Raw genomic sequence first — 21,365 nt, 5'->3', positions numbered from 1 at the left:
AAAAATATAAAAGAGACGTAGCCACTACTACACCTCTTACGATAATTATGGCTGACGGTAGCCGAGCAAACGCAAGAATTCCTCTGTCAGCTGTTGGCTTAGACAGGCTTTGTCAGTTTCATCACTGACAACTGCATCATCCACGGCTCCATGCATGCCGTGATACATCAAAATAGCGGTCAGGCGTGGATTATCCAGCTGCCATGCACCACAGGTGCTGCCATCATTGAGAATAGTCAGAATCTGCTCTAATACCGCGTCACGATCTTGATTACCTCGAGTATGGTAATGATGATCATGATACAGCGCATCATGGAGCGCCATACTATCAAAATAGGCCATGACCCCGGCATAACACCAAGCTCGCAGGCGCGCAATGCTGTCGGCCTCTGGACAGGCATCAACTGCCTGCTGAATCTGTTCGATAAAATGCCCAGTAAAACGCTCACGCAGGGCGGAAAGCATCTCATTTTTCGATGGGAAATAATGGTAGAAGGTTCCCTTTGCCACCTGCGCATCACGTACGATCTCGCTAATGGTCGTCGCTTCGAACCCCTTGGTGATGAACAAATGCTGTGCTGCATCCATGAGTTCATCAAGACGGACTTCTGCCGGTTTGGTGCGTGGCTTTGCGTCTGTTTTCTTTATTTCCATTTTAACCATTTTATTAACTCAGGAATTAACCAAGATAGTAGACAATATCGAACTGATTGGCGAGAGGGTTGTTTAATTATAAAGAAGCCTTTTCCATTCACTAACAAAAGCACTAGCAATTGTCTCGAATAAAAAAATTCAATAAAAAATATTATGATTCAATATGATGATAACAACACTCTGAGCAGTGTATTGAGAATAGCAGGACATAAATAACATAATAATGGAAAATAGAAAAATGAAAACCCCGACTAGCGGGGCTTTCAATCATAAATTTTACAAAACTAGGTCTCAGGTAAATCCTAGAATGGAATATCGTCATCAAAGTCCATTGGTGGTTCGTTGTTTTGTGTTGCTGGCGCTTGTGAACGCGCTGCTGGTGCACCACCGCCACTAAATTGCTGTGCAGCTGCGGGTTGCTGAGGTTGACCCCAACCGCCTTGGCCACCTTGATTACCCTGACCGCCTTGGCTTTGGCCTGAAGATTCGCCACCACGACCGCCTAACATTTGCATTGACCCGCCAATGTTAACGACGACTTCAGTGCTGTAGCGATCTTGACCGCTTTGGTCTTGCCACTTACGGGTTTGCAAAGAACCTTCGATATAAACTTGTGAGCCCTTTTTCAGGTATTCACCTGCAACTTCAGCTAATTTCCCGAAAATTACAACACGGTGCCATTCTGTTTTTTCACGCATTTCACCGGTTTGCTTATCGCGCCAGCTTTCAGAAGTTGCCAGAGTCAGGTTTGCCACGGCTCCACCGTTTGGCATGTAACGGATTTCAGGATCTTGCCCTAAATTACCGATAAGAATTACTTTATTTACGCCTCTGCTGGCCATTTAAACACTCCTGATGCATTAAATTTAATCTCTATAATAGTTGTGAAGTTTAGCATGACAAACCTATATTGCATACGTATTGAATACGAAATTACAAGCGAGTCGCTCAACTTGCGGACGGCTTTGGAAATTTAAACTACGCCATAAAAACATATTTCGAAGGGGCTCGTAAATCTGTTTTTTAATGAAACACTGTATATCCAATCAGTCGATATTGTGCAATAATAATTGACTTATGATTGTTCACTATCAAATCATCCGGGAAGTGGTAAATGGATAATATCGAAGTACGCGGTGCCCGCACTCATAATCTGAAAAACATCAATCTCGTCATACCCCGCGACAAACTGATAGTTATTACAGGTTTGTCAGGCTCAGGGAAATCATCATTAGCCTTTGATACTCTATATGCAGAGGGTCAGCGTCGTTATGTTGAATCCTTATCAGCCTATGCCCGCCAGTTTCTCTCATTAATGGAGAAACCTGATGTTGATCATATAGAAGGATTATCGCCTGCTATTTCGATTGAACAGAAATCAACTTCTCACAACCCAAGATCAACGGTTGGAACAATCACCGAAATTCATGATTACCTGCGTTTATTGTTTGCCCGTGTTGGTGAACCACGCTGCCCTGATCACGATGTTCCATTAGCAGCTCAGACTGTCAGCCAAATGGTTGATAATGTCTTAGCTCAGCCAACAGATCGCCGAATGATGCTATTAGCGCCTGTCGTTAAAGATCGTAAAGGTGAACACGTTAAGTTATTGGATAACTTAGCTTCTCAAGGCTATATCCGTGCACGAATCGACGGAGAAGTGTGCGATCTTTCTGATCCTCCTACCCTTGAGCTACAGAAAAAGCATACCATTGAAGTGGTGGTTGATCGCTTTAAAATTCGTGATGATATCGCCCAACGCTTGGCTGAATCTTTTGAAACAGCACTTGAGCTTTCCGGCGGTACCGCTATTGTTGCCGATATGGATGATCCAAAAGCGGAAGAACTGGTATTCTCAGCTAACTTTGCTTGCCCTGTTTGCGGTTATAGCATGGTGGAATTAGAGCCACGCCTATTTTCCTTTAACAACCCGGCTGGGGCCTGCCCAAGCTGTGATGGGCTAGGTGTTCAACAATTTTTCGATCCCGAAAGAGTGCTTCAAAATACCGAGATATCATTAGCGGGTGGAGCAATTCGCGGTTGGGATCGTCGTAACTTTTACTATTTCCAAATGCTACAGTCGCTTGCTGAGCATTATAAATTTGATATTGAAGCGCCTTACGATTCACTCAGCCCGTCTGTACAAAAAACAATTCTGTATGGCTCTGGTAAAGAGACCATTGAGTTTAAATATCGTAATGATCGTGGTGATATTACTGTCCGTCATCATCCTTTTGAAGGCGTGCTCAATAATATGGAACGCCGTTATAAAGAAACAGAATCGACGGCAGTACGCGAAGAACTCGCTAAATATATAAGTAATCGTCCTTGCGTGACATGTCACGGAACTCGTTTACGTAAGGAAGCACGCTTTGTTTTCGTTGAAAATACCACATTGCCTGAGATTGCTGACTACAGTATTGGCCATGCAATGGAATTCTTTCAAAATCTAAAGCTTAGCGGGCAACGCGCACAAATTGCTGAAAAAGTGTTGAAAGAAATTGGCGATCGCTTGAAGTTCTTAGTTAACGTCGGTCTCAATTACTTAACGCTTTCTCGTTCTGCTGATACTTTATCAGGGGGTGAAGCTCAGCGGATCCGTCTTGCAAGCCAAATTGGGGCTGGTCTAGTTGGTGTAATGTATGTACTTGATGAGCCTTCAATTGGGCTTCATCAGCGCGATAATGATCGTTTGCTAGAAACCTTGGTTCACTTACGTGACTTAGGCAATACCGTGATTGTGGTTGAGCATGATGAAGATGCTATCCGTGCCGCTGATCATGTGATCGATATTGGTCCTGGTGCTGGTGTCCATGGCGGCCAAATTGTGGCACAAGGGACATTGGAAGATATCGTTGCGAACTCTGAATCACTAACGGGTCAATTCCTCAGTGGTAAGCGCAGGATTGAAATCCCTGAAAAACGTGTTCCCGTTAATAAAGATAAAATCCTCAAAGTTTTTGGCGCTAAAGGTAACAACCTCAAAAATGTCACGTTGAAGCTGCCTGTAGGTCTATTTACTTGTATTACTGGGGTATCAGGGTCAGGTAAATCAACACTTATTAACGATACCTTATTCCCAATTGCTCAACGCCAATTGAATGGTGCAACAACCATCCAACCTGCTCCTTATCTGGATGTAGAAGGGTTAGAGAATTTTGATAAGGTTATAGATATTGACCAAAGCCCTATCGGTCGAACGCCTCGATCAAACCCAGCAACTTACACAGGGATCTTTACACCAATCCGTGAACTGTTTTCTGGCGTTCCTGAATCACGTACTCGGGGCTATAACCCAGGTCGATTTAGTTTTAACGTTAAAGGTGGACGGTGCGAAGCTTGTCAGGGCGATGGCGTGATCAAAGTCGAAATGCACTTCTTGCCTGATGTTTACGTACCTTGCGACCAATGTAGAGGCAAACGCTATAACCGCGAAACATTAGAGATTAAATACAAAGGCAAAAGCATTCACGAAGTACTGGATATGACCATCGAAGAGGCCCGTGAGTTCTTTGATGCTGTTCCAGCACTTGCTCGTAAGCTGCAAACATTAATTGATGTGGGGCTTTCCTACATTCGTTTAGGGCAGTCTGCGACAACTTTATCTGGCGGTGAAGCACAACGGGTAAAACTGGCGCGTGAATTGTCTAAACGTGGTACAGGGCAAACTATTTATATCCTCGATGAGCCAACAACTGGCCTCCACTTTGCAGATATTGAACTGTTGCTGACGGTATTGCATCAACTGCGTGACCAAGGAAATACTATTGTGGTCATTGAGCATAACCTTGATGTCATCAAAACGGCTGACTGGATTATTGACTTAGGCCCTGAAGGCGGTAGTGGTGGCGGTGAGATCTTGGTATCTGGTACACCAGAAGAGGTGGCTGAATGTGAAAAATCACATACGGCTCGCTTCCTGAAACCGATTTTGCAGCGCGGCTACTAAGCCAATATTTTGTATTCAGTACGACAATGCCATAATGCAACTTGAACGCTGACGTTATATTTCGACATTAATTTGAGTTGTATGTGGTTGGCAAGCCAAGCTATTCATTACAGATAACCCGTAATGAAACTAAATAAAAAACGCAGGACTTGCCTGCGTTTTCATTTTCAAATAACAAACGCATTACTGATTAACAGCAGCAAATGCTTCAACAATGCGATTTACATTGTGGCGATTCACACCTGCCATACAAATACGACCTGTACCAACCAAGTAGACTGCAAATTCATCTTTCAGACGTGCAACTTGCTCTTTTGAAAAGCCAGTGTAACTGAACATACCGCGCTGTTTTAGTAGATGATCGAAGTTTTTCTCTGGTAATGCTTTTTTTAGTTCATTCACCAGCACAGTACGCATATCTAAAATACGCACACGCATTTCTTCAACTTCGTTTAGCCATTGTGCTTTTTGTTCACTGTCTGTTAGCACTTGCGCCACGATTTTAGAACCGTTTGATGGCGGGCTTGAATAGAGGCGACGAACGCCCGCTTTCAATTGGCCCAATACGCGATCACGTTCTTCTTGGTTTTCACAAATGACGGATAAGCCACCAGCACGCTCACCATAGATACCGAAGATTTTAGAGAATGAGTTACTAATAAAGACAGGTAGACCCGCTTTAACCATAGTTCTAATTGCATAAGCATCTTCATCAATGCCCTCTGCAAAACCTTGGTAAGCAATATCCAAGAATGGGATCAATTTCTGTGCTTTAAGAACTTCGGTAACTTCGTCCCACTGTTCTGGAGTAAGGTCAGAACCTGTTGGGTTATGGCAGCAAGGGTGCAATAAAATGATGCTATTTGCTGGCAACGTCTTAAATGTTGCAAGCATTTCATCAAATTTCACCCCTTTGGTTTTTTCATCGAAGTATGGGTAATAATGTACTTTGGTGCCCGCACCAGAGAAAATTGATGCATGGTTGTCCCACGTTGGGTCACTGCACCAAACTTCTGATTCAGGGAAATAGCGATTGAGGAAATCAGCACCTAATTTCAATGCGCCAGAACCACCAATCGTTTGTACCGTTGCGATACGCTCTTCTGCGATAAGAGGGCAATCAGCACCAAGTAACAGCTTTTGAATTTCCAGACGGTAATCTTTTAAGCCTTCCATTGGTAAATAAAGTGATGCACTCGCAGGTAGTTTATTTAATGCTGCTTTTGCATTACCCACTGTTGCCAGTTCTGGCGTTTTTCCTTCATCATCATAGTACAAACCGATGCTCAGATTGATCTTGTTCTCACGGTTATCTTTATTAAATTCATCCATGAGCGATAGGATTGGATCGCCAGGATAAGAATCGACGTGTTGATACACAGGACATCTCCCTAATAATCATTGTTATTTTTAGTTTCGACTTTTGAAAATAACCCTTTGTTTGCTATTCGTCTACATATTCCATGACGACTCTTGAAGTTAATTTAGTGAGCAACTCATAGTTGATGATTCCCGTTTGTGCGGCAATTTCTTCAACTGGTAGCATTTTCCCCCATAGGATAACTTCATCACCAACCTTATCAGTGGAGTTTAACCCCAAATCAACGGTGATCATATCCATTGAAACTCGTCCTACAATAGGCACTTTTCGCCCATTAATCAGTACAGGTGTTCCTAATGGTGCACTGCGAGGATAGCCATCACCATAACCAATTGCAACCACGCCCAGTCGAGTATCTTGTGGGCTACACCATGTTCCACCATAGCCAACACATTGCCCCGCTGAATGCGCTCTAACGGCAATAAGTGTAGATTTTAAGGTCATCACATTTTGCAAACCAAAGTCTTCAGCTGATTTGCCTTCTTGAGGGGAAGCACCATACATGATGATCCCCGGTCTTACCCAATCAAAATGGGCTTCCGGCCATAGTAAAATCCCCGCAGAAGCCGAGATTGATTTCTCACCCGGCTTATCAGCGATAAATTGCTTGAAGCAGTTAATTTGATTTGGTGTTGTCGGTAATTCAGGTTCATCAGCCTGACAAAAATGACTGACAATATTGATTGGTACCTTAACATTTTCACATGCGAGTAAACGCTGATAAAAGACTTCTGCATCTTTCGGTAATACTCCCAAACGGTGCATTCCAGTATCAAGTTTCATCCAAACTTTAATTGGTTCAGCAAGTTTAGTCGTTTCAAGTATTTCCAACTGTTCGATACAGTGGATAACCGTATCGATTTTATGTTCAACTAGAAATGGGAGATCTGAGCGTTCGAAAAAGCCTTCAAGCAGTACAACAGGGCTAGTCATCCCCTGCTCTCTCAGTGTCAGAGCTTCTTTGAGGCGGGCAACACCAAAACCATCAACAAGATCGTCAATAGCGCTGCTAACTTCGGTTAATCCATGACCATAAGCGTTTGCTTTAACAATTGCAATTAGACGACTACGTGGTGCTAATTCCTTGATTCGTTGCAGATTGTGTCGCAGAGCGCGGCGGTTAATTGATGCGGTTGCCGCTTTCATTATTGCCTCATTAATTTTTATTCAGATAATGTTATTCGTCGTCATATGCAGGCCCTGCATAATTATCAAAACGAGACCATTGGCCATTAAAGGTTAAGCGAACGGAACCAATCGGCCCGTTACGTTGTTTCCCCAGAATGATTTCAGCAACCCCTTTCAAGTCACTGTTTTCGTGGTAGACCTCATCGCGGTAGATAAACATGATAAGGTCAGCATCCTGCTCGATGGAGCCTGATTCGCGCAAGTCGGAGTTAACCGGACGTTTGTCCGCACGTTGTTCAAGACTACGGTTAAGCTGTGATAGTGCGACCACTGGTACATTCAGCTCTTTAGCTAATGCCTTGAGTGAACGTGAGATTTCTGCAATTTCTAAAGTACGGTTATCAGAGAGTGAAGGGACTCGCATCAGTTGTAAGTAGTCGATCATGATAAGACTTAAGCCACCGTGCTCACGATAAATGCGTCGCGCACGTGAGCGAACTTCTGTTGGCGTCAGTCCCGAAGAGTCATCGATATACATGTTGCGCTTTTCGGACAAGATCCCCATGGTACTGGAAATACGCGCCCAATCCTCGTCATCCAATTGGCCAGTACGAATTTTGGTTTGATCAACGCGAGACAGTGATGCCAACATACGCATCATGATCTGGTTACCGGGCATCTCCAAACTAAAAATGAGCACGGGTTTATCTTCCGTCATCGCCGCATTTTCACACAAGTTCATCGCAAACGTGGTTTTACCCATGGATGGACGTGCAGCAACAATAATCAAGTCAGATCCTTGCAGACCTGCTGTTTTCTTATCGAGATCTTGATAACCGGTCGATACACCCGTAACACCATCATGGGGCTGCTGATAGAGTTTTTCGATTTTTTCGATAGTTTCGGCCAAAATAGCTTCAATATCTTTTGGGCCTTCATCTTTATTAGCTCTCGATTCCGCAATTTGGAATACTTTGCTTTCAGCAAAATCGAGTAAATCTTCACTACTGCGACCTTGGGGATCATATCCCGCATCGGCGATATCATTTGCGACCGAAATCATGTCACGGACAACAGCACGTTCGCGGACAATATCTGCATAAGCATTAATGTTCGCTGCACTTGGTGTATTTTTCGATAATTCCGCGAGATAAGCAAAACCACCTACTCCGTCCAGTTCACCCTGTTGTTCTAGGGACTCCGACAAGGTAATAAGATCGATAGGTTTACCTTTTTCGAGCAACGTTTGCATTTGCCCAAAAATAGTACGATGTGGACGGCTATAAAAGTCAGCATGAGTCACGCGCTCGGAAACGGTATCCCAGCGCTCGTTATCCAGCATCAACCCTCCCAGTACAGACTGCTCCGCTTCGATAGAGTGCGGTGGAAGTTTTAAACCTTCCATCTGATGATCGCGCGGGGTACTGTTTTTGATATCTGAAGGGTATTTTTTCGCCATACTTTTTTTATCCACATCCATTATTAACTAGCGCATTAGTATACGCCAATCTTGTGCTTGAGGGGGGCTTTCTTTAGCATTTTCCCAATAGGATTCTATTATCCAATATTGCCAAAGCGCACAAACTAAGAATTCATATTATCAAACCGTAGCGTTATTATTGACTGGTTGATATGGTAAGTAAAATTAACCGTTCCTATCGGAGATTATCATGGTAAAACGTATTGAATTTGCAACACATGGTGGCCCTGAAGTTCTGAGTTATGCCGATTTTGATCTAAAACATCCTGCCGATAACGAAATTCAAATAGAAAATCATGCTATAGGGATTAACTATATTGATACCTATGTCCGCAGTGGATTATATCCTGTAGCAAGTTTACCTTCTGGTCTTGGAACTGAAGCAGCGGGTATTGTCGTCAAAACAGGTTCCCAAGTCACGGGATTCCGCCCCGGCGACCGAGTGATGTATGCACAAGGGCCTCTTGGCGCCTATAGTGAAGTGCACAATGTACCAGAACATGCCGTTGCTCATCTTCCTGAAGGCGTTAGCTTTAAGCAAGCTGCCGCAAGTGGGCTCAAAGGGATGACCGTTTATTATCTATTGAATCAAACCTATCAAATTAAACGTGACGAAGTATTTTTATTCCATGCCGCAGCAGGCGGTGTTGGCCTGATTGCTTGCCAATGGGCAAAAGCACTTGGCGCAAAAATGATTGGTACCGTAGGTAGTGCTGAAAAAGCACAACGTGCAAAAGCGGCTGGCGCATGGGAAACGATCAATTACCAAACCGAAGATATTGCAGAACGTGTTAAAGAAATAACCCAAGGCGAAAAAGTAAACGTAGTTTACGATTCAGTAGGAGCTTCTACGTGGATTGCTTCACTGGACTCCTTGAAACGCCGTGGCCTGATGGTCAGTTTTGGTAATGCTTCAGGTCCAGTAACAGGCGTGAATTTGGGTATTTTAAACCAAAAAGGTGGTCTTTACGTCACACGCCCATCATTAGGTGGTTACGTGACTAACCGAGCAGAACTCGATCAAGCAAGTAAAGCGCTGTTTGATATGATCTTAAGCGGTAAAGTGAATGTCGATGTGCCAGAAGAACAAGTTTTTGCATTGAAAGATGCACAAAAAGCTCATACCACGTTAGAACAACGAAAAACTCAAGGCTCTAGCCTGTTGCTCCCGTAATATTGGCTTTGGCGCCAAATCATTTGGCGCCTCAATACCTTATTCGCCTCGTTCTACTAGAGCAAGAGCTTGCTCTACCACGGCGAGATCTGCACCTTTTTTATGCGCATTCTCACTCAAGTAACGTCTCCACTGGCGAGCACCGGGTATCCCTTGAAAAATGCCTAACATATGACGAGTAATATGACCAAGATATGCGCCTTGTGACAGCTCTTTCTCGATATATGGGAACATTTGACGAACGGCATCAAACGTATTTACCACAGATGATTGGCTATCAAATAGTTGGTTATCAACTTCCGCTAAAATCGATGGATTTTGATAAGCTTCACGTCCCACCATAACGCCATCGAGATAACGTAGATGTTCTTTAGCTTCTTCTAGTGTTTTTACGCCGCCATTAATCGCCATAGTCAGATGCGGAAAATCACGTTTGAGCTGATAAACTCTTGGGTAATCTAATGGTGGGATTTCACGGTTTTCTTTTGGGCTAAGACCAGATAACCACGCTTTGCGAGCGTGGATGATAAACATTTCACAGCCGCCTTGTGTTGAAACTTTGTCAATGAAATCACAGAGAAATTCATAACTATCTTGCTCATCGATACCAATGCGTGTTTTCACTGTAACGGGGATCGATACTACGTCTTGCATGGCTTTAATACAATCTGCAACTAACTGTGCATCACCCATCAAACAGGCACCAAAACGACCATTTTGCACACGATCAGACGGACAACCCACATTAAGGTTAATTTCATTATAGCCACGTGCTTCTGCTAACTTGGCACATTGCGCCAGCGCAGCAGGATCACTTCCACCTAATTGCAATGCGACAGGTTGCTCTTCTTCACTGAAAGCAAGGTAGTCACCTTTGCCATAAATGATGGCACCGGTGGTCACCATCTCGGTATACAGCAAGGTATTTTTGCTCAAGACGCGATGAAAGTAACGACAATGGCGATCGGTCCAATCAAGCATCGGCGCAACCGAGAAACGATTGAGGTTGTGATAACCTTGTAATGGCGTATTTTCAGTGATTTTTGAATCTGATGTATTTTGAGGCATGTTGGTCTTTTGGGTTTATATCGATTTTTCAGCCCCAAACTGCAAGGAGCCAAGTAAAGAAAGCAAATTCAGCCGAGCATTGTAGCATAGAGTATGAACAGCGCGACTATTTCACGAGTGTGCTATTTAATCATATTCAAAAAGATGCAAAACCACTTGGCTGCCATCACAGAGTGAAACCAGCGAATCCTCAAGTATTTTCAATTTATTACCAGCTCTCATCGAACGATCAAAATTAACCTGAAAAAATTCGCTACCGTAATGTTCTATAAACTCGGGTTTAATTTGCAGTTGAAGATCATTCTCTGTCAGAGCAATCTCAATAATTGCACCAATCATTTCATAATCCGAGTGAGGCGTTAAAAAGCCAATTCCGTCATCAACAGAGGCATTCACTTTGTCGTCCAATCTCGTGATAATAATAAAATTATCAGGTTCAACCGGATCATCTGCTAATGCAATCGTCTGCACTTCATCTTCAGTAAAGCACTCAATGGTATCCGCAGTAAAACGATAAATTTCTTTCATTGTAATCAGTTAACCTTTGCTTATTTTGCGCTAATTCAGAGTTCGTTTTCGTCTTCCTTTTCTGATTGGCGCGATTGCTTTGATAACAAATATCAGGTTTCTATCATCGATAATCGCCCTAGTTCAAGCTACCACTGGTAACTTGAATTAGGGCGTGAATATCAGCCGATATTCTTTAATGCGCCAACCACCAGCAGCCAGAATTTGTCATGATCCAGCTTGATGGCGACTTGTGTATGACAATCTTCGGGGGCTGGATGGCGAAAATCAGCTACCGTCATACCAAGTGTTAGCGTGCCAGTTAGCTCAATATCAACCGGAACGCGCTGTGTTGTCATCACTGTTGGGTCAATCACATAGGCCACAGCGCAAGGGTCATGTACGGGTGGTGCATCAAATCCCTGCGCCTGTTTGTATGTTTTACTAAAGAAATCCAACAGTTCGACTACAAATTGCGAGCAAGATGTTCCCACTTCTCTAATTTTTGCAACCACATCAGGTGTAGCAAGCGCTTGGTGGGTTAAATCTAATCCCACCATAGTTACTGGCCATTTTTCATTGAAGACAATGTGTGCAGCTTCGGGATCGATTTTAATGTTAAATTCAGCGACTGGGCTCCAGTTCCCCACGTGATAGCCGCCTCCCATCAACACCACTTCTTTCACTCGCTCGACAATTCGTGGCTCTAATCTTGCTGCCAGTGCGATATTCGTCAGCGCACCTGTTGGCACCAATGTAATCGTTTTTGGGGGGTGTGACATGATCAGTTTGATGATCAATTCAACTGCATGGCAGTTCTCAAGCTTCAACGACGGTTCGGGTAATTCGGGACCATCAAGCCCAGAGTCACCGTGAATATCCGGTGCAACTTCAATTTCACGTACCAATGGGCGAGCCGAACCCGCAGCAAAAGGGATCCCGCAAATATTCGCCATTTCAGCAACAGCTAGCGCATTATGTGTGACTTTTTCGAGAGTCTGGTTGCCCGCCACCGTAGTGACAGCCAGTAAATCAATTTCAGGATTACCATAAGCTAGTAGCATCGCGATCGCATCATCATGACCGGGATCACAATCGAGAATAATCTTCTTTGCCATATACCTTACCTTGTAAAGTTAAAACGGGATCTGTTTATTAGACAGATCCCAATTTAACCAGCGACCAAAGTAAAATCCATTACCACAATCCTAAACAGCAAAATATTATTTCAAAACATGCGCATAGACACGTTTTTCGCCATCTTCTGTTTTCGGAATATACACGCCTTGTAGCTCCGGTGCAAAACCGGGTAGTAAGTTAATACCCGCTTCCAATGCTTGGAAATAGCGTAAAACTGGCCCTTCCCAAACTTCTCCCGGCACCACACACAGCACCCCCGGTGGATAAGGCAGTGCGCCTTCAGCCGCAACACGCCCTTCTAGTTCGGCTAGCGGTAGCAGTTCTACATTGCCACGAATAAACTCAAGGTGAGCTTGTTGTGGATTCATTTTCACTGTTGGGAAATGCTGTTTGCGGAACATCTCTTTTTGCAATTGCTTGATATTGTATTGCACGCTCAGTTGATGCATTTCTTGGCATAAACGGCGTAAGGTATAACCTTGATAATGATCTTGATAGCGCTGATAGACCGATGGCAGAACATCTTCCAGTAACGCATCTTCATCCAGTAATTGCTCAAAACGAACCAGATGCATCACCAACAAATCGAGTTTTTCTTTGGTTTCCGCAGGGGTCAGCAAAAACAAAATCGAGTTTAAATCACATTTTTCGGGGATCACGCCATGTTCACGCAAGAAATGCGCCAAAATAGTGGCAGGAACACCAAAAGATTCATATTCGCCGCTTTCAACATCAATACCCGGCGTAGTCAGCATTAATTTGCAAGGATCGACAAAGTATTGATTCTCTGCATAACCACCGAAAGCATGCCAGCGCTCGTTCGGAATAAAGTTAAAGAAGCGTTGGTCAGAGGCAATTTGCTCTGTTGGGTGCTGCTGCCATGGTCTGCCATCCACCAATTCAGGAATAAACGGTCTGAAATAGTGGCAGTGATCCATAATTGATTTTCTGACTTCTATACCGAGTTTAACGCACTCCATCCACATCATTTCACCCGCTTCACCTTTATGCATACGGGCATTCACATCCAGTGAAGCAAATAGCGGGTAAAATGGGCTGGTGGATGCATGCATCATAAATGCGTTATTCAGTTTCTTGTGGGAAACAAAGCGTGCTTGCCCTTTCACATGGTTATCTTTTTTGTGAATTTGCGATGCTTGCGAGAAACCGGCGAGTTGTTTATGGACAGACTGTGTCACCATAATACCTGGATCATTTTCATTCAGTTCAAGTAATAATGGCGAGCACTGACGCATCATTGGAATAAACTGTTCATAGCCAACCCATGCTGAATCAAACAAAATATATTCACACAAATGACCAATTTTATCAACGACCTGTCTTGCGTTATAGACAGTGCCATCATAGGTTCCTAATTGAATAACCGCTAAACGAAACGGACGCTGAGCCGTGTTTTTTTCTGGCATCACTTCATTGATCAGCTCACGCAAATAATCTTCTTCAAAACAGTGAGCATCAATACCCCCAATGAAACCAAACGGGTTACGTGCGGTTTCAAGGTAAATCGGTGTTGCCCCTGCCTGGATCAACGCGCCATGGTGATTTGATTTATGGTTATTACGGTCGAATAATACCAAATCCCCCGGAGTTAACAGCGCATTAAGTACCACTTTATTAGACGAAGAAGTTCCATTAAGTACAAAATAGGTTTTATCGGCATTGAACACTTTAGCCGCAAATTTTTGCGCCTCTTTTGCCGCACCTTCATGGATCAGTAAGTCCCCCATTGCCACATCGGCATTACATAAATCCGTACGGAATAGGTTCTCACCGTAAAATTGATAGAATTGTTCCCCAGTCGGATGACGACGGAAAAATTGTCCACCTTGATGGCCGGGACAAGCAAAAGTGACATTATGACCCGCAGCATAATCCATCATTCGAGCAAAAAATGGTGGTAATAACTGTTCAAGATAGAGATTAGCCGCATCAAGTAACTGACGGCTATTTTCAGTGCGCTCGGCTGGCGCTGGTGGCAATATTCCGGTCAGATAAGGCGGAGTTTGAGCGTCGCTAGGCAGCTGTTTATCACTGATGATAAACAGCGGAATACTAAGCTTGCTATCTGCAACCCTTTTCCACAGCCCTTGGTTGGCATCCTGTTCGGATAACACAACGGCAGCAATATTGTTTAACTGTGCATCGCGAATATCTACCCACTGGAATTCTCCAGAAAAATAGACAGCGACCCCCTGGCTACATGCCACATTGATTTTTTTCATAGCAGGCTGGCTCTTAGTTAGCTGAGGAAAAGAGGCCGACAATATACTTGATAGATAATGAGATTGGAATTGTTAGCGAGCGCGGAAATAATTCTCAAAATTGCTAAGCAGATAATTTTTTATAACCTGCTGGTTATTAGCATAAAAATATTATTCGGTTTTTTTTGGCAGAGAGCATTAAACAGGTTCAACAATGCATTTTTCAAATCAACCGACTAACACTCAGAATTTTAGCAGAATATTAGTCGGTCAATTAATCAGGAATGGGACGTTAGTTGTTTTTTTCTATAAACAACGTTTGCGTTGGATACGCAAAGTCCGCGCCATGACGCTTAACTATCTCAATGATCTTCAAATAAATCTCTTGCTGAGCTGCCAACCATTCAGCCCAAACCGTCGTTTTCGTGAAGCAATAGACCATAATATTGAGCGATGAATCAGCAAATGCATCAAAATAAACTAGTAGCGTTTGTCCAGTATCAATGCTCTCATCTTGCTGCAACATAGTACGAATGTCGTTAACAATATCACCGATCTTGTCGGCATCTTCATAGCGTAAACCCAATTCAGTTTTAATCCGGCGATTGGTCATACGACCGGGGTTTTCTACGCTAATCGATGAAAACAGTGAGTTTGGTATATATAAAGGACGATGATCAAAGGTGATGATTTTGGTAATTCGCCAACCAATCTCCACGACTGTTCCTTCAATATTTTTATCTGGAGAACTCACCCAATCACCAATATTAAAAGGTCGATCAAAATAGAGCATGACACCCGAGAAAAAGTTACTCAGAATATCTTTACCTGCCATGCCGATAGCAATACCGCCAATACCACCAAAGGTCATTAATCCCGATAAACTCATACCAAAATGTTCACCGAATAACAAAATAATCACCACAAAGATGGTGATTTTAAATATCCGCGCAATAATACGCGCCGATGTTGGGTCACTGCCCTTTGCTATCTGTTTTTTCTCTAATCGATTAGCGAGTTGGAATAATTTTCGCATCAAGATCAACGCAATTAAGGCGATCGTGATGAAGTTAATCAGTGATGTGGAAATAAAGGTGAGATCAAAATCAGTTGCTGCCATATCCACATATTGTGCCGCGACAATCACAACACCACAGAGAACAGCGGTCTGAATTACATGGAAAAAAATGCTTTGCTGCTTTTGCTTATGTTTGTGTTTATGCCTTTTACTGAAGATCTCAAAAATGACCAATGCAACAAGGCACACTGCAATGATCGTAATACCGATCGCGTATTTTTCAAGTAATGTATCAACCATATTTTTCAGCCCTAAACAACCCTATTTATATTTCTTCGCAAGTACTTTGTTTGTCTGCAACGCTATTTTCGGTAAACTCTTTTTCGATTAACTGCGCGAGTTGGGGAAACATCCTTAAGATAACAATTTTGGCATCGATTTTCTCAATAATTATCAGTTACTTTTTAGATTATCTAATATCGAGGAGTACTCATGTTTATCCCAAATCCAAAAGAGATCGATAGCATCCTCGCGTTATCTCTACAACGAAAATACCAGTACTTTGTAGGTAAAGTGACTGATTGGGAAGAAGTTTGGACAATATGTGATAATGGTAATCTAGTCACAGCTTGGGATAGCAGTCAGCGTCTCCTATTTCCAGTATGGCCTGCTAAGGCTTACGCCGAGCGTAATCTGAATGGTGAATGGGCAAATTTCACACCAGAGCTGCTAACGCTTGAACACTTTATGGATGAGATGCTGCCGGATATGGATGAAGCCAATATTACCATTGCGATTATGGCCGATCCTGATTTCAGACCGAACGTGATTATCGAGGCAAGGCACCTGCTACAAGATTTAATCGAAGAATGTAAACAGTACGAATAACCTAAAATTTGATGATGAATACCCACAATACAAATCAATGATGATTAAATCATTAAATTCTTTGGTATTTACATAAGCCAGTGAACATGCGTATTTGAAGTACCTTTAGTCTGAAATTGTTTCTTTTTCGTGACATGTCACGCTCGTAAAACTTTCATGTATTACGTGTGCGTTGAACATCTTTAAATTTATAATCACTCTAATCCACAGACATGATAAACCAACGTTAAAATAACCCAAAATAGGCAGCCAACTAGCTGCCTGTAAATTGCTATGTGAGTCGATATATTGAGGTGCAGTTCAATTGTGCGAGGTCTACGCGCTAATTTGATAATAAAAATTTTATTGTTCAACGCCTGTTGTAACGGTGAATTGACGATTTTCACCCGCCGCCAACCAAATCAAGGTTTGATTATTTTTTGCAGCTAAAAAGCCTTCCGGTCTACAAGTCGCTGGTAGTACAAACGCACCAACCTTCTGGTCGCCATTATATAAAATCCAGCGTGTCGCATAATTAAGCTCCACAGAGTTAAAGCGCGTCACAAATGTCACACCGTCTTTTGATTTCATGCGGAATTCAGGCTGTGGCGAGTATTGCGCTAAGTTATCCATAAAGAATACAATTTCAGGATCACACAACTTTGCGTGGTCGAGCTGATTTAGTGTCACTTGTCCTGATTTTAATGCCTGATTAAATTCAAGCCATTGTGATGTTGGATTAACGTGTCCCGGTATAGACTCACGCAATGCAATTGCACTTTCTGGAATATTTTGGCTTAGTTGAGCATTGTCTACGTAGGCATAATTCATATGACACATGTATTGCAACGGCATCGCGACTGAAGCAAGGTTAGTGACTGACATTTTGATATCAAATAGGGCACTATCGGCCTTCAACGCCACTGAAGGAGCTGCACGATAGTGATGACCAAAGCCCATCACATATTCATATTCACCACAGACCTGCAAACTATCGTTCGATAAGACTAACCAAGCACGATCCATCGAAGCACATGGCATCTCGCCATGCAGCGAGTGGGTGTCCTCTGGTGATGGGCAGCCATTACTAATCAAACCTGAATGAAAGGCAAAGCAACCATAAGTTTCCACTATCGTTTTCACAGATTTTGGCTCTGAAAACATATTATTCATTTTCAGATTGTGCCCACAAAATTCAGCATCCCAAATCATCTGTCCCAGAAAAGGTAAAATGACTAAATGCCCTTGTGAATTCTCAATGCGTAGCCCTTCAACACCGGATGCATAACAAAATGCACTCACCTTAAATTGATTATTTTCTAATATTAGGGTCGGTCTATCCGTAAATACATTTTTGTGAAGCGGGATAATCGTGTTCATTCTCATACTCACTATTGAATTAAGCGAATGAGGCAGGAAAACCTGCCTCAACAAGAAGAGTGATTAAGATACAGTCGAGCTTGTCAGTACTGCATCTTGTTTAGCTTTAAAGCGACGTTCACCAAAAAAGTAAATGCCGACATAGATAAAGCAGCACATTGAGACTAAGAAGGACAATTGCAGTGAACCTAACGCATCAGCAACATAGCCTTGAATTGCTGGTACAACGGCTGCACCAACAATTGCCATCACGATCACCGCTCCCGCCATTTCAGTATGCTCGTTGTCTACGGTATCCAACGTCCCCGCATAAATAGTTGCCCAGCATGGTCCAAATAGAATACTCACCATGACGGCGGCATATACCGCGGTAAAATTTGGAACAAATGCGACGTAAGCTAAGAACAGCGCACCAACAACTGAGTAAAGAACTAATACTTTTTCGGGATTGAAACGCGTCATCAGGATATTTGCTACAAATTTACCAATAAAAAAGCAAATGAAGCTGTATACCATAAAGTTAGATGCATCACGTTCGTTAATGTCACCCATTTCTAATGCAAGACGGATAGTAAATGACCACACCGCAACCTGCATACCCACGTATAAAAACTGTGCCATGATCCCTTTTCTAAAGCGCCCGTTTTTAGCCAGATACTTCAACGTATCTATTGGAGAAGGACGTTTATGATCTGCGGTTTCTTCAACTTTACATTTTGGAAATTTGGTTAATAGGAATAACACCATCACGACAACCAGTACCATAATCATATAGCGGTAAGGCTCTAGCGTGTTTTCAAGCATGGCAAGACGGAAGTCATGCACTTGCTCAGGATTCATATTTGCCATTTGGCTTTCTAGGCTATCGCCTTCAGAAAACACCAAGTATTTACCTAACAAGATCCCTGCTACCGCTCCGATAGGGTAAAAAGTCTGGCTGATATTTAAACGCAGTATCGCGTGCTGTTTTGGACCAATCATTGAACTGTAGGTATTCGCTGCAGTTTCGAGAAAGCTTAAACCAATGGCTATCGCAAAAATTGCCGCTAAGAACATAGTGTAGGTTGCCATGTGCGAAGCAGGAAAAAACATTGAGCAACCAACAATATAAAGGATCAAGCCAATCATGATGGCGTATTTGTAGCTGGTTTTTTTGATCACTAATGATGCTGGCAATGCAATTAAAAAGTACCCGCCATAGAAGGCACTTTGTACTAATGCGGAAGCAAAGTTACTTAATTCGAAAACGCTTTTAAACTGTGTAATCAGAATATCATTCAGTGCCGCTGCACATCCCCAAAGCGGAAAAAGGCAGGACAGTAGGATAAATTGGAATAGAGGAGTCCGACTCAGGTAGCCATCAGGCAACTGAGTTATATTTTTGATGTTCATAAAGTAAACCCTTATTTTTTTATAATATTTATACGCAAAATAATTTGAGCTACATTTATCACCTAAATAATTCGTGCGCAGCTAGCTGAGCTTAACCAACAACGCTGCGGCTCGAAGTATGCTGGAAATTAATTATTCAGATGAACAAACTCGGCAAATTGCTCAATACTTGGGTAAGAAGATTGGGTTCCTTTGCCTGTCACGCTAAAGGCAGAAAATAGCACCGCTTTTTTCAGCGCTTCAGCGATATTACCGGTGTGTACATAGTAATGAGAAAAACAACCAATAAAGGCATCACCGGCACCACTGGTGTCAATTGCATTCACTTTAACCGCAGGGATTAGCAGTTCACTATCGCGAGTCATCCATAACGCCCCTTTCTCACCTAATGTGACAATGAGATTTTTTAATCCTTTATCAAGCAAAGATTGTGACGCACGACGGATGTTATCCATCGTATCGACTGGCATATTGGTTAAAATTTCTAGCTCAGTTTCGTTAGGAACCACGAAATCACAACGACACGCAAAATCGAGATCTAACGTACGTTGTGCTGGTGCTGGGTTGAGTAATACTGGGATATTGTGTTTGTTACCAAACGCAATTGCGTGATAAACCGTTTCTAATTGCACTTCAAGTTGCAGTACGATCAGCTTACATTTTTTCAAGTCTTCCGCAGCGCGCTCAATATCTTCAGGTGATAAGAATTTATTTGCACCTTTCACAATCAGAATACTGTTAGCTGAATTTGGATTAACAAAAATTGGGGCAACACCGCTAGAAGTACAAGGTACTTTTTCAACATAGCGTGTGTTGATGCTGTACGATTCAAGATTACGGATCGTGTTGTCCGCAAAAATATCATCGCCCACTTTTGTTAGCATAATGACTTTTGAATTGAGTTTCGCAGCAGCAACAGCCTGATTAGCCCCTTTACCACCACAACCAATTTTAAATGCAGGCGCTTCTAAGGTTTCGCCTTCTTTTGGCATCTGATCCGTATAAGTAATCAGATCGACCATATTTGAGCCTATAACTGCTATATCCATTTTGTCCCTCGTGTTAAATAAATCACATAATGATATAATATTAACATTATCATGTTGCATAAATATCATATGTGATTAAGATCTCGAATAACGAATGAACAAGTGTTACATCCGCCACATTTTTTTATTTTTTGTTACTCACCAGTTAAATAATTTAAGTTACATGAAAGCACTTAATCGCAACTTGAAGTATGACGGGTCTACTCCATATTTATATAGGAAACATTTACATGAAAAACCTAGCACAATATATTGATCATACATTGTTAGCAGCTAATGCAACCGTTAGTGATATCAAACAGCTTTGTGCAGAGGCTGCGGAACATCATTTTGCCTCTGTTTGTGTGAATACGGGTTACGTTCCTTTGGCATCTGAATCCCTGAAAAACAGCGATGTTAAGGTTTGTTGTGTGGTAGGCTTCCCGCTGGGTGCTTGCTTAACAGAAGCCAAAGCTTTTGAAGCGGCAGAAGCGATACGCCGCGGTGCTGATGAAGTTGATATGGTGATTAACATCGGCATGTTAAAAAGTGGTGATCTTGAATTCGTTCGTAAAGACATTGAAGCGGTTTTCGCAGCTTGTGGTAATGCCACATTGAAAGTTATTTTAGAGAACTGTCTGTTAACTGATGAAGAAATCACTCAAGTTTGTGAAATTTGCCGCACATTAAAGGTCGGTTTTGTGAAAACTTCAACAGGTTTCAGTACAATGGGTGCGACAGAACACCATGTGGCTTTGATGCGCAAAGTCGTCGGCGATGAGATTGGTGTAAAAGCATCAGGCGGTGTGCGTGATCGTGAAACCGCTGAAAAAATGATTAAAGCAGGAGCGAATCGTATCGGTGCAAGTGCAAGCATTGCGATTGCTTCAGGAGAGAATGTTACCTCAAGTGGTTACTAAACAACTCGGCAGAGCAATCCGTATCATAGCGTGATCTGTATTGCTCGGCTAACCTCA

17 protein-coding genes are annotated in these 21,365 nt (G+C 42.6%); 4 read left to right on the top strand and 13 right to left on the bottom strand.

The window, feature by feature from the left end; genetic code table 11:
• Window positions 1–45 precede the first annotated feature (45 nt).
• A complete protein-coding gene (locus OOA_RS19085) occupies window positions 46–663 on the bottom strand; it encodes a TetR/AcrR family transcriptional regulator (protein WP_008913816.1) in 618 nt (205 codons plus the stop codon).
• Window positions 664–956: 293 nt separating this feature from the next.
• Window positions 957–1,496 carry a single-stranded DNA-binding protein gene (locus tag OOA_RS19080; protein ID WP_008913815.1) on the bottom strand — a complete coding sequence of 180 codons (540 nt, stop codon included), beginning with the start codon at window positions 1,494–1,496 and terminating at the stop codon, window positions 957–959.
• A gap of 272 nt (window positions 1,497–1,768) precedes the next feature.
• Here OOA_RS19080 and uvrA point away from each other — a divergent pair, with 272 nt between their 5' ends.
• On the top strand, window positions 1,769–4,603 hold the full coding sequence (gene uvrA, locus OOA_RS19075) for an excinuclease ABC subunit UvrA (protein WP_008913814.1): 2,835 nt from the start codon (window positions 1,769–1,771) through the stop codon (window positions 4,601–4,603).
• Between the two features lie 183 nt (window positions 4,604–4,786).
• On the opposite strand, the gene OOA_RS19070 is transcribed toward uvrA, so the two are convergent.
• The 3 genes from OOA_RS19070 to dnaB all read right to left on the bottom strand — a co-directional run bounded on the left by OOA_RS19070 (window position 4,787) and on the right by dnaB (window position 8,571).
• Entirely contained in the window at window positions 4,787–5,983 is a 1,197-nt protein-coding gene (locus OOA_RS19070; RefSeq protein WP_008913813.1) for an amino acid aminotransferase, read from the bottom strand.
• A 64-nt stretch (window positions 5,984–6,047) separates the two neighbouring features.
• Entirely contained in the window at window positions 6,048–7,130 is a 1,083-nt protein-coding gene (alr, locus tag OOA_RS19065) for an alanine racemase (RefSeq protein WP_008913812.1), read from the bottom strand.
• Between the two features lie 31 nt (window positions 7,131–7,161).
• Window positions 7,162–8,571 carry a replicative DNA helicase gene (gene dnaB, locus OOA_RS19060; RefSeq protein WP_008913811.1) on the bottom strand — a complete coding sequence of 470 codons (1,410 nt, stop codon included), beginning with the start codon at window positions 8,569–8,571 and terminating at the stop codon, window positions 7,162–7,164.
• A gap of 211 nt (window positions 8,572–8,782) precedes the next feature.
• Between dnaB and OOA_RS19055 the strand changes: the two genes are divergently transcribed.
• A complete protein-coding gene (locus OOA_RS19055) occupies window positions 8,783–9,766 on the top strand; it encodes a quinone oxidoreductase (protein WP_008913810.1) in 984 nt (327 codons plus the stop codon).
• 39 nt (window positions 9,767–9,805) lie between these two features.
• On the opposite strand, the gene dusA is transcribed toward OOA_RS19055, so the two are convergent.
• The 5 genes from dusA to OOA_RS19030 form a co-directional block, all read right to left on the bottom strand.
• Window positions 9,806–10,834: a tRNA dihydrouridine(20/20a) synthase DusA gene (gene dusA / locus OOA_RS19050; protein WP_008913809.1), complete on the bottom strand. Its 1,029-nt coding sequence runs from the start codon at window positions 10,832–10,834 to the stop codon at window positions 9,806–9,808.
• A 126-nt stretch (window positions 10,835–10,960) separates the two neighbouring features.
• Window positions 10,961–11,362 carry a hypothetical protein gene (locus tag OOA_RS19045; protein WP_008913808.1) on the bottom strand — a complete coding sequence of 134 codons (402 nt, stop codon included), beginning with the start codon at window positions 11,360–11,362 and terminating at the stop codon, window positions 10,961–10,963.
• Between the two features lie 161 nt (window positions 11,363–11,523).
• A complete protein-coding gene (uriH, locus tag OOA_RS19040) occupies window positions 11,524–12,459 on the bottom strand; it encodes a uridine-preferring nucleoside hydrolase UriH (RefSeq protein WP_008913807.1) in 936 nt (311 codons plus the stop codon).
• A gap of 105 nt (window positions 12,460–12,564) precedes the next feature.
• A complete protein-coding gene (locus tag OOA_RS19035; RefSeq protein WP_008913806.1) occupies window positions 12,565–14,724 on the bottom strand; it encodes an ornithine decarboxylase in 2,160 nt (719 codons plus the stop codon).
• Window positions 14,725–14,995: 271 nt separating this feature from the next.
• Window positions 14,996–16,021 (bottom strand): mechanosensitive ion channel family protein, encoded by a 1,026-nt coding sequence (locus tag OOA_RS19030; RefSeq protein WP_008913805.1) that lies wholly within the window; start codon window positions 16,019–16,021, stop codon window positions 14,996–14,998.
• 192 nt (window positions 16,022–16,213) lie between these two features.
• Between OOA_RS19030 and OOA_RS19025 the strand changes: the two genes are divergently transcribed.
• Entirely contained in the window at window positions 16,214–16,609 is a 396-nt protein-coding gene (locus tag OOA_RS19025; protein WP_008913804.1) for a DUF2750 domain-containing protein, read from the top strand.
• Window positions 16,610–16,951: 342 nt separating this feature from the next.
• Here OOA_RS19025 and OOA_RS19020 read toward each other — a convergent pair whose 3' ends face one another.
• From OOA_RS19020 to rbsK, 3 genes are all read right to left on the bottom strand, one after another.
• Window positions 16,952–17,968, bottom strand: a complete 1,017-nt coding sequence (locus OOA_RS19020) for an aldose 1-epimerase family protein (RefSeq protein WP_008913803.1) — start codon at window positions 17,966–17,968, stop codon at window positions 16,952–16,954.
• Between the two features lie 63 nt (window positions 17,969–18,031).
• Complete coding sequence (fucP, locus tag OOA_RS19015) at window positions 18,032–19,360, bottom strand: L-fucose:H+ symporter permease (RefSeq protein WP_008913802.1); 1,329 nt, start codon at window positions 19,358–19,360, stop codon at window positions 18,032–18,034.
• Window positions 19,361–19,488: 128 nt separating this feature from the next.
• The gene (gene rbsK, locus OOA_RS19010) at window positions 19,489–20,409 is read right to left on the bottom strand and encodes a ribokinase (protein WP_008913801.1); all 921 of its coding nucleotides are present in this window, start codon (window positions 20,407–20,409) and stop codon (window positions 19,489–19,491) included.
• Window positions 20,410–20,639: 230 nt separating this feature from the next.
• Between rbsK and deoC the strand changes: the two genes are divergently transcribed.
• Window positions 20,640–21,308, top strand: coding sequence for a deoxyribose-phosphate aldolase (deoC, locus tag OOA_RS19005; protein ID WP_008913800.1), 669 nt, complete (start codon window positions 20,640–20,642; stop codon window positions 21,306–21,308).
• The last annotated feature ends 57 nt before the right edge of the window (window positions 21,309–21,365 follow it).

The sequence above is a fragment of the Providencia burhodogranariea DSM 19968 genome, assembly GCF_000314855.2.
Classification (GTDB): domain Bacteria; phylum Pseudomonadota; class Gammaproteobacteria; order Enterobacterales; family Enterobacteriaceae; genus Providencia; species Providencia burhodogranariea.
This window is presented reverse-complemented; position numbering and strand designations above follow the sequence as displayed.